Origin of the sequence: Aeromonas sp. OTU364, assembly GCF_038440395.1 — a bacterium.
Taxonomy (GTDB): domain Bacteria; phylum Pseudomonadota; class Gammaproteobacteria; order Enterobacterales; family Aeromonadaceae; genus Aeromonas.
The window spans coordinates 69425-87299 of record NZ_JASATR010000009.1 but is presented as its reverse complement, the minus strand read 5'-3'; the positions used below and the strand labels follow the sequence as shown (position 1 = coordinate 87299).

The window sequence follows — 17875 nt, the reverse complement described above, 5'->3', positions numbered from 1 at the left end:
GGCTGTCCTCTCTCTATTTCTTTCAAGGGTTGCTCATCATGACTGAACGGGACGAAGGTTTTACCCTGATTGAACTGGTGATCGTGATCCTGTTGCTCGGGATTCTGGCCGCCTTTGCCGTGCCCAAGTGGCTGGGCAAAGGCGGCTTTGAAACCCATACCCTGCGTGACGAGCTGGTGACCCGGCTGCGGCTGGTGCAGACCATGAACATGCATGAAGGGGAGGCGCGCTGCACCCAGCTGGTGCTGGAGCAGAGTCGCTTCGCTCACCTGACCCAGACGGGCAGTTGCGTGGCCAGGCCCATCTCGAACTGGAATGCGGACGAGCGGAGCCGGGGGCGCGTCGTCACGGCTTCCGGCGACATCTCTCTGCCGCAAGGCAGCTTTTCTTTCGACAAGCGCAGCGGCCGTCCGCTCTCACCGTCCACCTGCGTCAATGGTTGCAACCTGGTGGTGAGCAGCGGGCAGGAGAGCGCCCGGCTGCGCATCGAGCCGGAAGGTTATATCCATGCGATCCCCTAAGGCCCGTCGCGGCTTCACCCTGATCGAGTTCGTGGTCGGCATTGTGCTGCTGGCCATCGCCCTGACCGGCATCCTGGGGCTTCTCATCAATCAGGCGCCCCAGGGGGTGGATCCGGTGCAGCAGGTGCGGGGCGCCCAACTGGCTCAGCGGATCCTCGGCGAGGTGCTGCAAAAATCCTTCGATGAACACTCGGATCACAATGGCGGCCGTTTTCGCTGCGCTGAGACCGTCGGCACCCCTGCGGTGACCTATCCCGCCTGCACCCCGGCCGCCGATTACGGCCCGGATGGGGGCGAGACGCGCCCCTACGAGTTCAACGACGTGGATGATTTCGATACCGCTGGCAGCTGGGTGGACGCCAACCAGTTTACCCAGACGGACGCCGAGGGGGTCAGCGACCAGGAGTATCGCCACTATCAGGTCAGGATCGCCGTCACCCCGGACACCCTGTTCGGGAGCCCGGGCCTGGGGGCCGAATCCATCGGCAAGCGCGTCGCCCTGACAGTGCGGCTGCCGGACCAGAGCGAGCTGGCTTTCACCCTCTACCGGGGGAACTACTGATGGGCAAGCCGCATTCCCGTTATGCCGCGTCCGATGACGCATCTGTTACCACAGCCCGTTACCGCGTCCGACCCGGGCGGGCACGGGGCTTCACCCTGGTGGAACTGGTGATGGTGATCTTGCTGCTCGGGGTCATGGCCACCTTTACCAGCCAGTTTATCGGCATCGGCACCCAGATTTACGGGGATGTCAGCCGCCGGGAGCAGCTGATGAGCGATGCCCGCTTCGCCCTGGAGCGGCTCAACCGCGAGCTGCGCGATGCGGTGCCGGGCTCGGTGCGTATCGAGGATGAGGCGGGCACTCCTCTGGATCAGGGGGCCTGCCTGCGCTTCTGGCCCATCGCCACCGCCAGCCGTTATCTGGGCTCCGCGGCCAGCGGCGGGCTCACCATAGTGGAGCCCGAGGTGCAGCCCCGGGAAGAGGACGAGGCCATCGTCTACCCCCTTGCCGATCCGGCTCTCAACCTGGAGCAGGGGTGCCTCCATGGCAACTGCGTGGCCAGGGTCACCTCGGTGGGGAGTCCGGTCTCGGGGGCCTTGCCGCTGACGATGGATGACACCTTCGCCAAGGAGTCGCCGGGGCAGCGCATCTATTTTGCCCGTCAGCAGGTGCGTTACTGCGTGACGAATGCCGCCCTGACCCGGGCCAGCGCCGCCATAGGCACTGACTTTCACGGGAGCACGCCGGCCCTGATGGCCGAGCATATTCGCCCTGCGTCCTATTACTTCTACCGTGAGCCTGCCGCCTTCAGCCAGAGCGAGGTAGGACTGCGGATGGAGCTTGAGCAGCGCGGCGAGCGCGTCCTCTTCAACCACAAGCTGGAGACGCTCAATGTTCCCTAGGCCCCCCCGCAGGCTGGCGCCCCAGCGCGGCAGCGCCATCATGGTCGCCCTCTTCGTCATCGTCATCATGGCCCTGCTGGCGGCGGCCATGGGCCGCTTCCTGGTGGACAGCGGCGAGAAGAACACGGTGGAGGTGCGCGGGGTGCGTGCCCTGATGGCGGCCCAGAGCGGGCTGGAAATCGCCCTCTATCAGCTGTTTCCCAATCGCAGTGGCGCCGAGTTGCCCGCCGCCTGCACCAGGGTGGCGGCGTCCCGGGCATTCGACAAGGATCCCGGCCTGAGCGGGTGCCGGGTCTCGGTGAGCTGCAATGAGATCCAGGCCAGCCAGGGGGGAGAGACCAGCACCACCTACCGGCTCACCAGCCTGGGCACCTGTGGCACAGAGGCAGCGGGCGCCAACCCGGGCTTTGCCGTCAGCCGCACCCTGGTGGCGGAAGCCTTTGATGGAGTGATGCCGTGAGACTCTGGTTGCTGGTCTTAACAATGCTGTCTGGCATGGCATGTGGGTTCGAAGCCGTCGACACTGACACCTATTTCCCTGCAGTGGTTCAGGGTCACCGCGGCAATAACAACGCGGTCTGTACTGGTCAGGATGCTGCCAAGCTGACCCAGAACAACCAGGCGAAAATAACGGGCACTGCAGGTGCTGCATTGAACTTCTGCGACTCGAACCAGGGTTCCGGCATGCCATTGGATGGTTGTGACAACGCCAATGGTTCGCGCCGGCTCTGCTCCATCAGCGACCGCTCCATCCGAGGGATGTCTACGTCGGGTGATAACAGCTTCCTGAGCAGTTCCGGCGGCGATGGTAGCCTAGGGTACTGTAATGCGGGGCAACAGTTGACCATGGGCAGCACCAGCCAATATCAGTTCGGTGCGATCAGTCTCTACAGCACCTGTACCCTGACATTCTCCTCTGCCCGTAATGAATATCGGATTGAGAGCCTTGCCATAGGAGGAGGGGCCAAGGTCATTCTGCCTGCCGGGGATTACTGGATTGGCAGCTTGACTATCAACCAGGGAGGGGTGATCGAAACACAGGGCGCCGTGCGCATTTTTGTAAATGAGCAAGCCGCTTTGAACGATGGACGCCTCAATCCGGACAACCTGGGGTCAGTGCTGCTGTTTGGCTATGCAGATATCAATTTGAATGGGAATAGTCTTATCAATGGATTGGTGTATTCGGATAAGACTCTGAACATGAATGGCTCCAGCATCATCAACGGCAGGACAACCAGCCGATCCCTGTTCATGACTGGCTCCACGGCGATCAATGACAAGGCCCCTCCCGTGCCACTCGCCTGCTTCAGCGACGACTTCTCCGCCAGCACCCTCAGCAACAACTGGGTGGTGGCCCGCAGCAGCGGCAACTTTACCCCCGCCATCGTCAATGGCCGGCTCGGCATGACCCAGGCCAGCACCCGGCAATCCACCTCGGCCACCTATCAGCGGCTCTTCCCCGCAGCCAACAACCTGGTGACCATAGAATTCGACCAGTATGCCCACAGCGGCAACGGGGCGGACGGCATGGCGGTGGTGCTCTCGGATGCCAGGGTGACCCCCCAACCGGGCGCCTTCGGCGGGCCCCTCGGGTATGGTTTCAAGCCAGGGGTCAACGGCTTTGCCGGTGGCTGGCTCGGGGTGGGCATAGATGAGTACGGCAACTTCTCGGGTGAAGGCGGGGCGACCAACAAGGGGCGGCGCCAGCAGTCCGTGGTGGTGCGTGGCTCGGGTTCGGGTACCAGCGGCTACAACTACCTCAAGGGAACCTGCAACAACGGCGCCGAGAATACCGGCGGAAACTGCCTCTCCCCGACCGTGGACAGCGGCTCGGACAGCAATCGCCCTCACCGTTATCGACTGACCATAGACTCGCGCATCGGCGGCCAGTCCATGGTCAAGGTGGAGCGCAACACGGGGGGGGGCTACAGCACCCTGATCGACAGCTTCAATGCCGCCACCCAGAGCGGCCAGGCGGCCATTCCCGAGAATCTGCTGTTGTCGCTGACCGGCTCGACCGGGGATGCAACCAACGCCCACCAGATCGACAACGTCCGGATCTGCGCCCTCAACTCCAGCCCGGTGGGCACCCAGATCGATCACTTCGAGTTCGATCACTCCGGTCAGGCCCTGACCTGCAACCCGGAGACCCTGACCATAAGGGCCTGCGCCAACGCCAGTTGCAGCCAGCTGTTCACGGAGCCGGTGAGTGCCACCTTGACGCCCCTCAAGAGCGGCAGCAACGGCTGGGTAGCAGGCAATCAGGTGAGCTACAGCGGCAACACCGCCACGGTGAATTTCAGCGGTGGCACCACCACATTGCAGCTACGCAACAATCTGGCGAGCGCCATGACGGTGGGGGTGAGCGGCTCGACGCCGTCCACCAAGCCACTTAGCACGACGCTTTGCCAGGCGGGTAGTGGTGCCCTGAGCGCCGCCGCCTGTACCTTGAGCTTTGCCGACAGCGGCTTTGTGTTCGATGTGCTGGATACCCTGGCCAACAAACCCCAGCAAGTGGTGATGACGGCGGTCAGGAAGGACAACACGAGCCAGCTGTGCGTGCCGAGTTTTCAGAAGCAGACTAAAAGAATCACGTTCTGGAGTGATTACAACGTGCCTGCCACCAATCTCTTTGGCAGCCAGATAAGGATTGATAAGACGGCCATAGCCACCACGGCGGGGACTCCCACTGCCATGGATCTCTATTTCAATGAGCTGGGCGAAACCACGCTGAAGGATGTGAGTTACCCGGATGCGGGCCAGATGCGGCTCAATGCCCGCCACGATGGCAGTGGCGACACTGCAGGCCTGGTGATGACGGGCTCGGATACCTTCGTCAGCCGCCCGGTCGGGCTCTGCATCAAGGCACCACAGGGAGAGTGTATGCGCGGCGCCAATGCGACCAACGCTGACTACGCCGCCAACTGCCCGGTATTCAAGAAAACCGGGGAGACCTTCTCACTGAATATCCAGGCCGTGGCCTGGCAGTCCGACGATGACAAAGACCTGTGCAGCGGTAATCAGGCGACTCCCAACTTCGCCTTGGCCAATATTGCGCTGGGCAGCACTCTGGTGGCGCCCAAACCCGGGGTCGAGGCGGTGGTCGGCACGTCCCGCTACGACCACTCCAACCAGAAGGGCAGCAGCAACCTCAACACCGTCAGCCAATCGGTCAACGAGGTCGGGTTGTTCAGCATGACGGCGACCCCGCCGGTGGCAGGTTATTTCAACTACACCATACCGCCCGCTGCCAGCGTGCCGGTAGGGCGCTTCGTGCCCTGGGACTTCAATATGACGAGTGGCACCGTCACCCCTGCTTGCAGTGGCTTCAGCTATATGAGTCAGCCGTTTGGCGTGGATGCGATAGTGGTTGCGCGCAACAAACAGGGGGACGTCACGAAGAACTACGATGGAGCCTTTGCCAGGGGCACCCTCTCTCTGGTGGCCGCCAACAACCAAGACGGGGTGGATCGCTCCAACCGGCTGGTGCCGCTGGCCGCCAGCTGGTCCGAAGGTACCGGCAAGGTTACCGGCCAGAGCCGGTTTATGCGGCTGCGTGAGCTGGCTCCGAGCCTGACCGCACCGGAAGAGCCCTTGCCGCTCCTGCGACTGGGGCTCAGGGTAGTGGACGGCGAGACTCCCGAGACCAGCGTCCTTGCCGATCGAAACATGAACCCCGCCGTGACCGGCATCTGCCAGAACGGGGTGAACTGCACCGCCAGGCAGCTCTCCATTCCGAAGGGCGCGGGCGATACCATGAGCGCCTACTATGGCCGTCTGCTGGCCAGCACCCGCCAGGGGGCGGCCAGCGCACCGCTGGCGCTGCCGCTTCAGGTTCAATATTTCGAAGGGGGGCTGTGGCGCACCAACCAGCAAGATGTCTGTAGTCAGATATCCCTGGCGGGTGGCGGCATCGTCTTCACCGACGCGGATCAACGCTATGACGCCGCGACGGGGGATCTGATCCTAAAAGACGGCACCCGTATTCGTCTTGGCCTCGGCAATGTGGCACCGGGCGGCACTCAGACAGGTTTTGATGGCGGCGAGACCCGGTTCCACTTCGCGCCACCCAATCAAGCAGTGCGCATTCCCTATCAGATCGTGCTGGAGAAACAGCCGCTGCAACCCCTGGCACCGACCTGGTTGGCGGATCCCGCGACCTCGGATCACCTGATGGGGATGGCGATCTTTGGTCGGGATCGGGGCAACGATCGCATTATTTATCGCCGCGAAGTGATGCCCTGAAAATGATATGGGGACAGGGAGAGGGGCGCTTTGGGATGGGCCTGCGTCTTATCTCCTTGTTTCGTAGTGTTTGTCGGCCTGAGCGGGTGAGTGATGACTCGCATTTTTGTCGCGCTTGATTGACTGGCGACAGTTTGAGCGCTTGCCCATTGGGGTGGGCATTGGTAAAGTTAGCCGGTTTTCTGCACCTCCAAATTCTTAGGATTTCCCGTAGCCATGTTCAAAAAGCTCAGAGGCGTCTTTTCCAACGATCTGTCGATCGATTTGGGAACTGCCAACACCCTGATCTACGTAAAAGATCAAGGGATCGTCCTTAACGAACCCTCAGTTGTCGCCATTCGCCAAGAGCGCGGGAACGCCAAATCGGTCGCTGCCGTCGGTCATGCCGCCAAGCAGATGCTGGGTCGTACCCCGGGTAACATCTCCGCCATTCGTCCGATGAAGGACGGCGTGATCGCCGACTTCTACGTGACCGAGAAGATGCTGCAGCACTTCATCAAGCAGGTTCACGACAACAACTATTTCCGCCCCAGCCCCCGTGTGCTGGTGTGCGTGCCGTGCGGCTCCACCCAGGTCGAGCGCCGTGCCATCAAGGAATCCGCGCTGGGCGCCGGTGCCCGCGAGGTCTACCTGATCGACGAACCCATGGCCGCCGCCATCGGTGCCGGCCTGCCGGTCTCCGAAGCGACAGGTTCCATGGTGGTGGACATCGGTGGTGGTACCACAGAAGTGGCCATCATCTCCCTGAACGGTGTGGTCTACTCCCAGTCCGTACGTATCGGTGGCGACAAGTTTGATGAAGCCATCATCAGCTACGTGCGCCGCAACTACGGCAGCCTGATCGGGGAAGCCACCGCCGAGCGCATCAAGCACGAGATCGGCTCCGCCTACCCGGGCGAAGAGGTGCGCGAGATCGAAGTCCGTGGTCGCAACCTGGCCGAAGGGGTACCGCGCAGCTTCACCCTGAACTCCAACGAGATCCTGGAGGCGCTGCAAGAGCCGCTGTCCGGCATCGTCTCCGCCGTGATGGTGGCGCTGGAGCAGTCCCCGCCCGAGCTGGCGTCCGACATCTCCGAGCGCGGCATGGTGCTGACCGGTGGTGGCGCCCTGCTCAAAGATATCGACCGTCTGCTGATGGAAGAGACCGGCATCCCGGTCGTCGTGGCTGAAGATCCCCTCACCTGTGTCGCCCGTGGCGGTGGCAAGGCGCTGGAACTGATCGATATGCACGGTGGCGATCTGTTCCACTACGAATAAGACCCAAAGCCGGCCGAGCGCCGGCTCTTTTTTGACGACTCATGAAACCCATCTTTGGTAGAGGCCCTTCGCTTCAGTTACGGTTGTTTCTCGCCGTCATCATCTCTGTCGCTGCCATCGTCGCGGATTCCCGCTTCGGTGTGTTCACGCACGTCCGCGTCTATCTGAGTTCCCTCGTCAGCCCGCTGCAATACATCGCCAACGCGCCAGGCACCCTGCTCGACACCATGTCGACCCAGGTGCAGACCCGATCCAGCCTGATAGAGCAGACCAAGCAGCAGGAGCAGCAGCTGTTCACCCTGCGCTCCCGCCTGCTCAAGCTGGATCAGCTGGAGCACGAGAACCAGCGTCTGCGCGAGCTGCTGGGGTCGCCTGTGCACAAGGAGTCCCGCAAGATGGTGGCCGAGCTGCTGTCGGTGGATTCCGACCCCTTCAGCCATCAGGTGCTGATCAACAAGGGGGCGCTGGACGGTGTCTACAACGGCCAGCCGGTGATCAACGATCAGGGGGTGGTCGGCCAGGTGCTCCACGTGGGCTCCACCACCAGCCGCGTCCTGCTCATCACCGACTCCAGCCACGGCATTCCGGTGCGGGTGCTGCGCAACGATCTGCGCGCCATCGCCTCCGGCAGCGGCGAGCTGGACAAGCTGGAGCTGCGCAACCTGCCGCGCAACACCGACGTCCAGGTCGGCGATCTGCTGGTTACCTCTGGCCTCGGCGGCCGCTTCCCGGAAGGCTATCCGGTGGCGACCGTGACCCGATCCGATTACGTGGAGGGCAAGCCCTTCGCCCAGATCGAGGCCAAGCCCCTGGTGGCGCTGGACAGGCTGCGTTACCTGCTGCTGCTGTGGACCGACAAGAAGCCGGAAGTGCATGACGACGAGGCCATGGCGCCGGTGGCGGCACCCTCTGCGGCGACGGCCACCTCGGCGGCGGAGGCGACGCGCTGATGCTGCAACCCGCCAGCGGCAGGATCTGGATCTGGATCTCGATCCTGCTGGCCCTGTGTCTCTCGATCCTGCCGCTTCCCTTTCAATTCGAACCCTTCCGGCCGGACTGGCTCGCCATGGTGCTCATCTACTGGGCGCTGGCGTTGCCGCACCGCACCAACGTCGGCACCGCCTGGGTGGCGGGCCTGCTGCTGGACGTGCTGCTCGGCAGCACCCTCGGCGTGCGGGCCATGGCCATGGCCATCACCACCTATCTGGCGGCCTTCCAGTTCCAGAAGATCCGCAACTTCTCCCTCTGGCAGCAGGCGCTGATCATCGGTCTGCTCTCCCTGGTGGGCAAGATCACCGTGTTCTGGGCCGAGCACCTGTTCAGCCGGGCCAGCCTCAACCTGGCCTATTTTTGGTCGACGTTGACAACGATGTTAATATGGCCCTGGATTTTTATGGTCTTGCGCAAGGTACGCCGTCGCTTCAATATCAAGTGAACATGAGCAAAAACAACGGATTGTAACTGCGTCTCATCTCATTGAGTGAATATGAACAAGCACAACGAACTGCAACTCTATCTCGCCTCGGGCTCTCCCCGCCGGCACGAACTGCTGACCCAGCTGGGCTACCGTTTCGAGGTGCTCAGGCTGGATGTGCCCGAGCAGCGGGAGGCGGGCGAAAAGCCCCAGGATTACGTCTGCCGGCTCGCCCGTGACAAGGCGATGGCCGGTGTGGCCGCGGCCCCGACCCCATTGCCTGTGCTGGGGGCCGACACCATAGTGGTGCTGGGAGACAGGGTGCTGGAGAAACCCTCCGACCTGCTCGATGCCAAGGACATGCTGGAGGCGCTCTCCGGCAAGGTCCACCAGGTGATGACGGCGGTGGCCCTGGCTACTCCGGAGCGTTGCGACGTGCGGCTGGTCACCACCAATGTGGCATTCCGCAAGCTGGACGAGGCCGAGATAGAGGCCTACTGGCGCACGGGTGAACCCTGCGACAAGGCCGGTGCCTATGCCATCCAGGGAATAGCCGGCAAGTTCGTCAGCCGCATCGAGGGGAGCTACAGCGCCGTGGTCGGCCTGCCCCTGCTGGAGACGGATCTGTTGATCAAGCAGCACCTCGAGCAGACTCGGTAATCCCCTCGTCAGCAGTTCGCTGCTGAGTTACCCGTTGTTCGTCGTGCCAGAATTCAAAACTAGAAAGGCAAGGTAACTTATGTCAGTAGAACTGCTGGTGAACGTCACCCCCTCAGAGACCCGGGTCGCCCTGGTCGAGAACGGGCTGCTGCAGGAAGTGCATGTAGAACGTCAGGCCAAGCGCGGCATAGTGGGCAACATCTACAAGGGCAAGATCAGCCGGGTGCTGCCCGGCATGCAGGCCGCCTTCGTCGACATCGGCATGGACAAGGCCGCCTTCCTGCACGCCTCCGACATAGTGCCCCACACCGAGTGCGTGGCGATCAAGGAGAAGGAGCAGTTCCAGGCGGGCAACATCGCCGAGCTGGTGCGCCAGGGCCAGGACATCATGGTGCAGGTGGTGAAAGATCCCCTGGGCACTAAGGGTGCCCGTCTCACCACCGACATCACCCTGCCGTCCCGCTACCTGGTCTTCATGCCGGGCAGTGCCCACGTGGGCGTCTCCCAGCGCATCGAGTCCGAAGCGGAGCGCGAGCGCCTCAAGCGCACGGTGGCGGGCTATGTGGACGAGCTGGGTGGCTACATCATCCGCACCGCCGCCGAAGGGGTGGGGGAGCAGGAGCTGGAGCAGGATGCCGCCTTCCTCAAACGCCTGTGGCGCAAGATTCTGGAGCGCAAGCAGAAGTACCCGCCCTGCAAGATCCTCTACGAGGATCCCAGCCTGGCCTTCCGGGTGGTGCGCGACTTCGTCGGTGCCGAGCTCGACAAGATCCGCGTCGACTCGCGCCAGAGCTTCGAGCTGCTTTCGCATTTCACCGGGGAGTATGTGCCCGAGCTCGCGAACAAGCTGGAGTACTACTCCGGCGAGTCGCCCATCTTCGATCTCTACGACGTGGAGAACGAGATCCAGCGCGCCCTGGAGCGCAAGGTGGAGCTGAAATCCGGCGGCTACCTCATCATCGACCAGACCGAAGCCATGACCACGGTGGACATCAACACAGGTGCCTTCGTCGGCCATCGCAACCTGGAAGAGACCATCTTCAACACCAACGTCGAGGCCACCGCCGCCATCGCCCGCCACCTGCGGCTGCGCAACCTGGGCGGCATCATCATCATCGACTTCATCGACATGCAGTCCGAGGATCACCGCCGCCGGGTGCTCCACAGCCTGGAGCTAGCGCTGGCCAAAGACAGGGCCAAGACCAACGTCAACGGCTTCTCCCAGCTCGGGCTGGTGGAGATGACCCGCAAGCGCACCCGGGAGAGCCTGGAGCACGTGCTCTGCTCCGAGTGCCCCGAGTGCAAGGGGCGTGGCCGGGTCAAGACGGTGGAGTCGGTCTGCTTCGAGATCCTGCGGGAGATCATCCGGGTCAACCGCGCCTACGATGCGGATCAGTTCACCGTCTATGCGGCCCCCTCGGTGGCCGATTACCTGCGGGGGGAGGAGTCCCACAGTCTGGCCGAGCTGGAGGTCTTCATCGGCAAGCAGGTCAGGGTGGTGACGGAGCCGCTCTGTGGGCAGGAACAATTCGATGTGGTGATGATGTAATTGATCTACCGCTGGCTGAGTCGGGGCTGGTTAGCCCTCGGGGTCTTCTTCGTGCTGCTGGCCATCCTGGTCAGCGTGGTACGCCTTGGCGGCCCCCTGCTCAACCAGCACAGGCAGGCGCTGATCGCCACCCTGCTCGGCGACAGCCAGCTGGAGGTGAGCGTCGAGCATGTCGGGTTGAGCTGGACCCAGCGCGGCCCGGCTCTCGAGCTGCAAGGGCTCGCCATCGCCCCCGATTCGGGGCGTTTCTCCCTGCGCCTTGGCAAGGTGTGGGCCCACCTCGACTTCTGGCGCTCCCTCAACGACTGGAAGCCGGTGTTCGGCCAGCTGCTGCTGAGCGACGGCGACATGGCGCTGGATCTGGCGCAGCCGGCTGCCCCGACCGGGGAGAAGAGCCCGGATCAGCAGCGGGCCCTGCTGCGCTTCCTGCTGACCCAGCTCTCCACCTTCGACATTCATGACAGCCGCCTGAGCGTGACCACGGCGCTCGGAGAGGTGCGCGCCCTCAACATCGCCCAACTGCGCTGGCAGAATCGCGGCAAGCGCCATCAAGGGGTGGGCAAGGCCTACCTCATCAACGGGGTGGGCGAGAGCGCCATCGATCTCATCATCGACGTGGATGCCCCACAAGTGCGCCTCGACAGGCTCAAGGGCCAGCTCTACCTGGGGGCCAGCGAGCTGGACATCAGCCCCATGCTGGCGCGGATCCATGCCGGCGAACCCAGGGTGACCGGCCAGCTCGACTTCCAGCTGTGGAGCGAGTTCGAGGGGGGGAGGCTCGGCAACTCCCTGCTGGCCTTTGGTAACAACCACCTGATCTGGAAGGACGAGGTCAAGGGGGAGCCGCACCGGCTCGATCTGCAGGGGGGCAAGATCCAGCTGCGGCGCGACGGTGAGGAGTGGCAGCTCGCCAGCCATGACGTGACCTTCAAGCTCGACGGGGCGACCTGGCTGCAGAGCCGGTTGCAGCTAGAGCGGGTCGGCTCCCGCATCCAGGGCTATGTGCCTGCCATCGATCTCAACCAGATGGCCAACCTGAGCCAGCTGGTCTCGGGCCTCTATCCCGAGCTGACCAAGACCCTCAAGCACACCCAGCCCAAGGGCAAGGTGCAGGAGCTGGTGCTGCAGGCCGATGGCGACTGGCAGGGGCTCTCCCTGAGCGGCCAGCTCAGGGGCTTCGAGACCAGAGCCTGGCACGACGTGCCCGGGCTGCAGAAACTGGACGGCGACTTCTGGCTGACCCCGGCCGGAGGCAGTGCCCGCCTGACCCTGGGCAAGGGCAAGGTGGATCCCGCCCGACACTTCAAGGTGCCGATCCCGGTCGGCAGCCTCTCGGCGCGCCTCGACTGGTGGCGGGAGACCCAAGGCTGGGTGCTCTACGGCCAGGACATAGCGCTGGATAACGAGGACTTGAGCCTCGCCAGCCGTTTCCGCCTCGATCTGTTCGAACACCCCTTCCTCGCCCTGACCGGCCGCATCGACGTGAAGAATGCGGCCCATGCGGATCGCTACTATCCGCTGGCCGTGATGAGCGACGGCTTGGTGGACTACCTGAGCGGCGCCATCAAGGGGGGCAAGGCCAAGGGGGCCGATCTGCTCTGGTATGGCGAGTTCCGTGACTTCCCCTACGACAAGGGCCAGGGGGTCTTCCAGGTCGCCGTGCCGCTGGAGCGGGCCACCTACGAGTTCTTCCCCGGTTGGCAGCCACTCACCGACCTGCAGATCGATCTGTTGTTCCAGAACGCGGGTCTGGATATGCGCAGCAGCGCCACCCGGCTCGGCAAGGCCAGATCCGACGCCGTGCATGCCTGGATCCCGGATCTCTCCCCCGGCGCGCACCTCTATGTGGATGCCAAGGTCCAGGGGGAGGGGCAGGCCATCAGCGGTTACCTGCAGGAGTCTCCCCTCGCGGGCTCCGTGGGTCAGGCGCTGCGGGAGGTCGAGATCCGCGGCCCCATGGAGGGCACGGTCAAGCTGGACATCCCCCTGGATGGCAAGGGCGAGGTCAAGGCCAGCGGAGAGGCGAACTTCCATGACAACAGCGTCAGGATCGCCGCCCTGGATCTGCCCCTGGAGAAGGTGCAGGGACGACTCGAATATGACAACGAGCACACGCACTTCAGCAACCTCAAGGCCAGCCTCTGGAACCAGCCGCTGACCCTGGATTACCGGGGCAAGCAGCTGCCCCACGGCTATCAGGCGGATCTCAAGTTCAAGGGCCTCTGGGACAGCAGCCGCCAGCGCCAGGACATTCCCGCCCTCGAGATGCTCAAGGGGCGCAGCAACTGGACGGGGACCCTGGGGCTGACCCTGCCCGAGAACAAGGCCTTCAGCTTCCAGCTGGCGCTGGACTCCAACCTGCAGGGGATGGGGCTGGATCTGCCGGTGCCACTCGCCAAGGCGCCAGGAAGCCGGCTCCCCCTCAAGGTCACGGCACGGGGCCGCGACGGCAGCGCCGACATTCGCGCCGTGCTGGGGGCCGATGTGGATATGCAGAGCCGGCTGGTGTACGGCGAGGGGGCTGCCTACCTCAGCCGGGTGCGGGTCAACGTCGGCCAGCCCGGGGCCAGGGTGCTGCAAGACAAGCCCATGCTGCTCGCCATCAATCAGCCCCGGGCCGACGTGGCCGGCTGGCTGGCACGGCTCACGCGCTGGTTGCCGGGCAAGGAGACGGGGAGCAGCGGCAATGCGGTGGTCGGCCCCGCCTTCCTGCCTCAGGAGTGGTGGGTCGATGGCCTGCTCGCCCGGGCCGACATCGGCAGCGCCAACCTCAAGGCGGTGCACTTCACCGTTGGGCCGGTGAACCTGGCCACCGAGGTGATGATCGACAGCCCAGAGGTGATGGGGGTGGTGCGCATTCCCGTGACGGACAGGCAGCCTATCGACGCCAAGTTCGCCCGTATTCACTGGTCAGGCAAGGGATCCGACCTCAGCCCCGAGCCCGATGCGAGGCAGGACAAGGCCATCATGGATGCCATTCCCTGGCTCACCTTCAGTTGCGTGGATTGCCGCTTCGGTGCCCTGCCGCTCGGGGAGCTCAAAGGGGAACTGGTGCCCGGGGCCAATCGGCTCGATCTCAAGGGGTTGGAGATGCGGCTCGCCGGCAGCACCCTGAGCGGGAGCGCCGAGTGGCTGGCGCGGCCCGGCCAGATGCAGACCCGGGCCCGTGCCCACCTCAGCACCCAGAACAGCGAGCTGCTGCTCAAGCGACTCGGCTTCACCTCGCCCATAGGCGACGCGCCGGGCAAGCTGGCGCTGGATCTGAACTGGCGTGACGTGCCCTACCGACTGGATCTGCCGACCCTGGCAGGCAGTGCCGATTACCAGCTGGAGGGGGGCACCCTGCGGGAGGTCAACGACAAGGGGGCACGCCTGCTCTCTCTGCTGAGCCTCGACTCCCTGATGCGCAAGCTGCGCCTCGATTTTCGCGACGTGTTCGACAAGGGCTTCTACTTCGAGTCCATGTCCGCCTCCGCCAGGATCAAGCAGGGGGTGGTGGAGAACAACGACTTCTACATGAAGGGGGCGGCGGGCAACCTGCGTGGCGAGGGCATCGCCGATCTGGTGCGCTGGCATCTCGATTACGATCTGAGCTTCTCCCCGAACCTGGGCGGCACCCTGCCGGTGGTGGCGGCCTTCTCCCTGACCCCGATCACCGGGCTCTATGTGCTGGCCCTCTCCAAGCTGCTGGAGCCCGTGGTGGATGTGGTGACCCGCATCGACTTCCGGGTCTCGGGCCCGCTGGATGATCCCAAGCTGATCGAGGCCGGCCGGGATCGCGCCCGCATCAAGCTCAACCAGCAGCAGAAACAGGCGGTGGATGCGGTGGCGCCGAATCTGCCCGCCGAGGAGGTCACCCCCTTCCTGCTGACCCCCAAGCCCGGCGAACCAGCCCGACGCTGAGGAGCGGCATCCGGTGCCAAAATCCTTTCGTCCCGGGCCCGAACCCCGCATAGTGCTGGGATGCCCCCGCAAGCCGAGGATGCAGAGTCCGGCGGCTTGCCCAATCACAAGGAGCGCGTCATGTGGCTAGCCGCCATACAGTTGATCTCGGGCCGTCACTGGCAGGATAACCGGGAGCAGATTGCCGCCGAGCTGGCGGCGTTGCCGAGGGAGCGCCCCCTGCTGGTGCTGCTGCCGGAAAACTTCGCCCTGTTCGGCGAGCGCCAGGGCTATCTGGACGGGGCAGAGGCCCTGGGTGAGGGGCCCATCCAGACCCAGCTGGCCGACTGGGCGCGGGAGTACGGGATCTGGCTGGTGGCCGGGGCCATGCCCACCACCATCGCCGGTTCCGACCATATCCACACCAGCTCCCTGGTGTTCGATCCCGGCGGCGAGCTCAAGGGCCACTACCACAAGATCCACCTGTTCGACGTGGACGTTGCGGACAACCACGGCCGCTACCGGGAGTCCGAGACCTTCAGCCCGGGCCAGGAGTGCGTGCTGGTGGACTCTCCCTTTGGTCCCCTCGGCCTCTCTATCTGTTATGATTTGCGCTTCCCCGAGCTCTACCGCCGGCTGGCCCGGGCTGGCGCCCGGGTGCTGCTGGTGCCTGCCGCCTTCACCGCCGTGACCGGAGAGGCGCACTGGGAGCCGCTGCTGCGGGCCCGTGCCATCGAGAACCAGTGCTATGTGGTGGCCGCCAATCAGGGGGGCACCCACGAGACGGGGCGCCAGACCTGGGGCCACAGCATGGTGATCGATCCCTGGGGCCGGGTGCTGGCCTGCCAGGATTCGGGCACAGCCACCGTGCTGGTGAAGATGGAGCCCGGGCTGGTCGACGAATTGAAACGCACCATGCCAGTGCTGACCCATGCCCGTTTGTTGTGATGGTGCGGCTTGTTGCCAACCCGTCGGCAAGACGATTTAAAACATCTCGTTACGAGAGTGGAGAAGAAGATTGAGTCTATTGAGCCAGGTTAGTGCCTCCCTGTTGGCCCCGAACGATCTCGACGAAGGGCGGCTGCAGCAGCTGCTCGGCAGCCTGATGAGTCATCAGGTGGAGTTCGGCGACCTCTATTTCCAGCGTAGCTGGCACGAGTCCTGGATGCTGGAGGACGGCATCGTCAAGGATGGCAGCTACAACATCGATCAGGGGGTGGGTGTGCGCGCCGTCAGCGGCGAGAAGACCGGCTTCGCCTACTCGGACGAGCTGAGCCTGCTGGCGCTGCAACAGTCGGTGACCGCCGCCCGCGGCATCGCCGCCGCCGGTGCCCAGGGCAAGGTGAAAGCCTGGGCCAGAACCGAAGCGAACCTGCTCTATCCCGCCATGGATCCGCTGCAGACCCTCGACAAGCAGCAGAAGATCGCCCTGCTCGAGCAGATGGACAAGTTCGCCAGAAGCCTGGATCCCGCCATCAATCAGGTGATGGCCTCCATCAGCGGCGTCTATGAAGAGATACTGGTGGCCGCCACCGATGGCACCCTGGCCGCCGACGTGCGCCCCCTGGTGCGCCTCTCGGTGACCGTCATCGCCGAGAAGGGGGATCGCCGGGAGCGCGGCAGTGCCGGCGGCGGTGGCCGCTTCGGTTACGATTACTTCCTGGAGCTGGACGGGCTGGAGAGCCGGGCGTTTGGCTATGTGCGCGAGGCGGTGCGCCAGGCCCTGGTGAACCTGGAGGCCATAGACGCGCCGGCCGGCACCATGCCGGTGGTGCTGGGTGCTGGCTGGCCCGGCGTGCTGCTGCACGAGGCGGTGGGCCATGGGCTGGAGGGGGACTTCAACCGCAAGGGATCGTCTGCCTTCGCCGGTCGCATCGGCGAGCAGGTCGCCTCCAAGCACTGCACCATAGTCGATGACGGCACCCTGGTGGGTCGGCGCGGCTCCGTCTCCATCGACGACGAGGGGACGCCGGGGGGCTACAACGTGCTGATCGAGAACGGCATCCTCAAGGGCTACCTGCAGGACAAGCAGAACGCCCGCCTGATGGGGGTGCCACTCACCGGCAACGGTCGCCGCGAATCCTACGCCGCCCTGCCGATGCCGCGCATGACCAACACCTACATGCTGGCGGGTCAGCACGATCCGGCGGAGATCATCGCCTCGGTGAAGAAGGGGATCTATGCCCCCAACTTCGGTGGCGGCCAGGTGGATATCACCTCCGGCAAGTTCGTCTTCTCCGCCTCCGAGGCCTACCTCATCGAGGATGGCAGGATCACCGCCCCCATCAAGGGTGCCACGCTCATCGGCAACGGCCCCGAGGCCATGAGTCAGGTCTCCATGGTGGGCAGCGATCTCGCGCTGGATCGCGGGGTCGGGGTCTGTGGCAAGGAGGGGCAGAGCGTGCCGGTCGGCGTCGGTCAGCCCACTCTCAAGCTGGATCAGCTCACCGTGGGTGGCACCACCTAGGTTGCCTTGGCCGCGCAGCGGCATCACCAGACCCAAGCAAACCCCGGCCCGCAGCCGGGGTTTTGTTTTTGTCGGGGCGCACCAATAAAAACCCCGGTCAGTGGACCGGGGCGGGTGAAGGGGGTTGATGGGCTCAGTTGGCCGATATGGCACGGGCGTCGATATAGAATCGCGCGTGACCTTGTGGATCTATCCTGATCTGGGCGACCAGCCGATCGCTTCGCTTGTATTCCCACCCGCTCTTGATCCGGGTCAGGGCGGGGCTGACGGCCCCGACCACGTTCAGATATTCGTGGAACAGGCTGTAGCTTCCAATCTCGGTCAGCATCTTTTCCATTTGCATGTCTCCTCAAGTGATTGGGTCTGCACGGGTCACGTTAGCAGCGACCCTCTGAACCTTGCCTGTATAAAAAACACACTACACCGTCCGTGGGCAGGCAACATGATCAGGCGCAAGTTCGGCGACGATTCCCGAG

At 64.1% G+C, this 17875-nt stretch carries 14 protein-coding genes; 13 read left to right on the top strand and 1 reads right to left on the bottom strand.

Annotated elements, in window-relative coordinates:
• Positions 1 to 38 precede the first annotated feature (38 nt).
• The 13 genes from AAHB08_RS11105 (at position 39) to tldD (ending at position 17399) form a co-directional block, all read left to right on the top strand.
• Positions 39 to 521: a pilus assembly FimT family protein gene (locus tag AAHB08_RS11105; RefSeq protein ID WP_342058952.1), complete on the top strand. Its 483-nt coding sequence runs from the start codon at positions 39 to 41 to the stop codon at positions 519 to 521.
• Positions 508 to 1083 (top strand): prepilin-type N-terminal cleavage/methylation domain-containing protein, encoded by a 576-nt coding sequence (locus AAHB08_RS11100; RefSeq protein WP_342058951.1) that lies wholly within the window; start codon positions 508 to 510, stop codon positions 1081 to 1083. Before AAHB08_RS11105 ends, AAHB08_RS11100 begins: the two co-directional genes overlap by 14 nt.
• Positions 1083 to 1925 (top strand): PilW family protein, encoded by an 843-nt coding sequence (locus AAHB08_RS11095; RefSeq protein WP_342058950.1) that lies wholly within the window; start codon positions 1083 to 1085, stop codon positions 1923 to 1925. The genes AAHB08_RS11100 and AAHB08_RS11095 overlap by 1 nt, the downstream gene beginning before the upstream one ends.
• The gene (locus tag AAHB08_RS11090) at positions 1915 to 2385 is read left to right on the top strand and encodes an MSHA biogenesis protein MshP (RefSeq protein ID WP_241672824.1); all 471 of its coding nucleotides are present in this window, start codon (positions 1915 to 1917) and stop codon (positions 2383 to 2385) included. Before AAHB08_RS11095 ends, AAHB08_RS11090 begins: the two co-directional genes overlap by 11 nt.
• A 23-nt stretch (positions 2386 to 2408) precedes the next feature.
• Positions 2409 to 6170 (top strand): DUF6701 domain-containing protein, encoded by a 3762-nt coding sequence (locus tag AAHB08_RS11085; protein WP_342058977.1) that lies wholly within the window; start codon positions 2409 to 2411, stop codon positions 6168 to 6170.
• 216 nt (positions 6171 to 6386) lie between these two features.
• Positions 6387 to 7427 carry a rod shape-determining protein gene (locus AAHB08_RS11080; protein WP_005308111.1) on the top strand — a complete coding sequence of 347 codons (1041 nt, stop codon included), beginning with the start codon at positions 6387 to 6389 and terminating at the stop codon, positions 7425 to 7427.
• Positions 7428 to 7468: 41 nt separating this feature from the next.
• Positions 7469 to 8377 carry a rod shape-determining protein MreC gene (mreC, locus tag AAHB08_RS11075; protein WP_139439229.1) on the top strand — a complete coding sequence of 303 codons (909 nt, stop codon included), beginning with the start codon at positions 7469 to 7471 and terminating at the stop codon, positions 8375 to 8377.
• On the top strand, positions 8377 to 8862 hold the full coding sequence (mreD, locus tag AAHB08_RS11070) for a rod shape-determining protein MreD (protein ID WP_025325450.1): 486 nt from the start codon (positions 8377 to 8379) through the stop codon (positions 8860 to 8862). Before mreC ends, mreD begins: the two co-directional genes overlap by 1 nt.
• A 51-nt stretch (positions 8863 to 8913) precedes the next feature.
• Complete coding sequence (locus tag AAHB08_RS11065) at positions 8914 to 9501, top strand: Maf family protein (RefSeq protein ID WP_139439228.1); 588 nt, start codon at positions 8914 to 8916, stop codon at positions 9499 to 9501.
• Positions 9502 to 9580: 79 nt separating this feature from the next.
• A complete protein-coding gene (gene rng, locus AAHB08_RS11060) occupies positions 9581 to 11050 on the top strand; it encodes a ribonuclease G (RefSeq protein WP_025325452.1) in 1470 nt (489 codons plus the stop codon).
• Positions 11051 to 14953 (top strand): YhdP family protein, encoded by a 3903-nt coding sequence (locus AAHB08_RS11055; RefSeq protein ID WP_342058949.1) that lies wholly within the window; start codon positions 11051 to 11053, stop codon positions 14951 to 14953.
• Positions 14954 to 15073: 120 nt separating this feature from the next.
• Complete coding sequence (locus AAHB08_RS11050) at positions 15074 to 15880, top strand: carbon-nitrogen hydrolase family protein (RefSeq protein WP_342058948.1); 807 nt, start codon at positions 15074 to 15076, stop codon at positions 15878 to 15880.
• Positions 15881 to 15950: 70 nt separating this feature from the next.
• Positions 15951 to 17399 (top strand): metalloprotease TldD, encoded by a 1449-nt coding sequence (tldD, locus tag AAHB08_RS11045; RefSeq protein WP_342058947.1) that lies wholly within the window; start codon positions 15951 to 15953, stop codon positions 17397 to 17399.
• 133 nt (positions 17400 to 17532) lie between these two features.
• On the opposite strand, the gene AAHB08_RS11040 is transcribed toward tldD, so the two are convergent.
• On the bottom strand, positions 17533 to 17736 hold the full coding sequence (locus AAHB08_RS11040; protein WP_247627392.1) for a hypothetical protein: 204 nt from the start codon (positions 17734 to 17736) through the stop codon (positions 17533 to 17535).
• Positions 17737 to 17875: the final 139 nt, after the last annotated feature.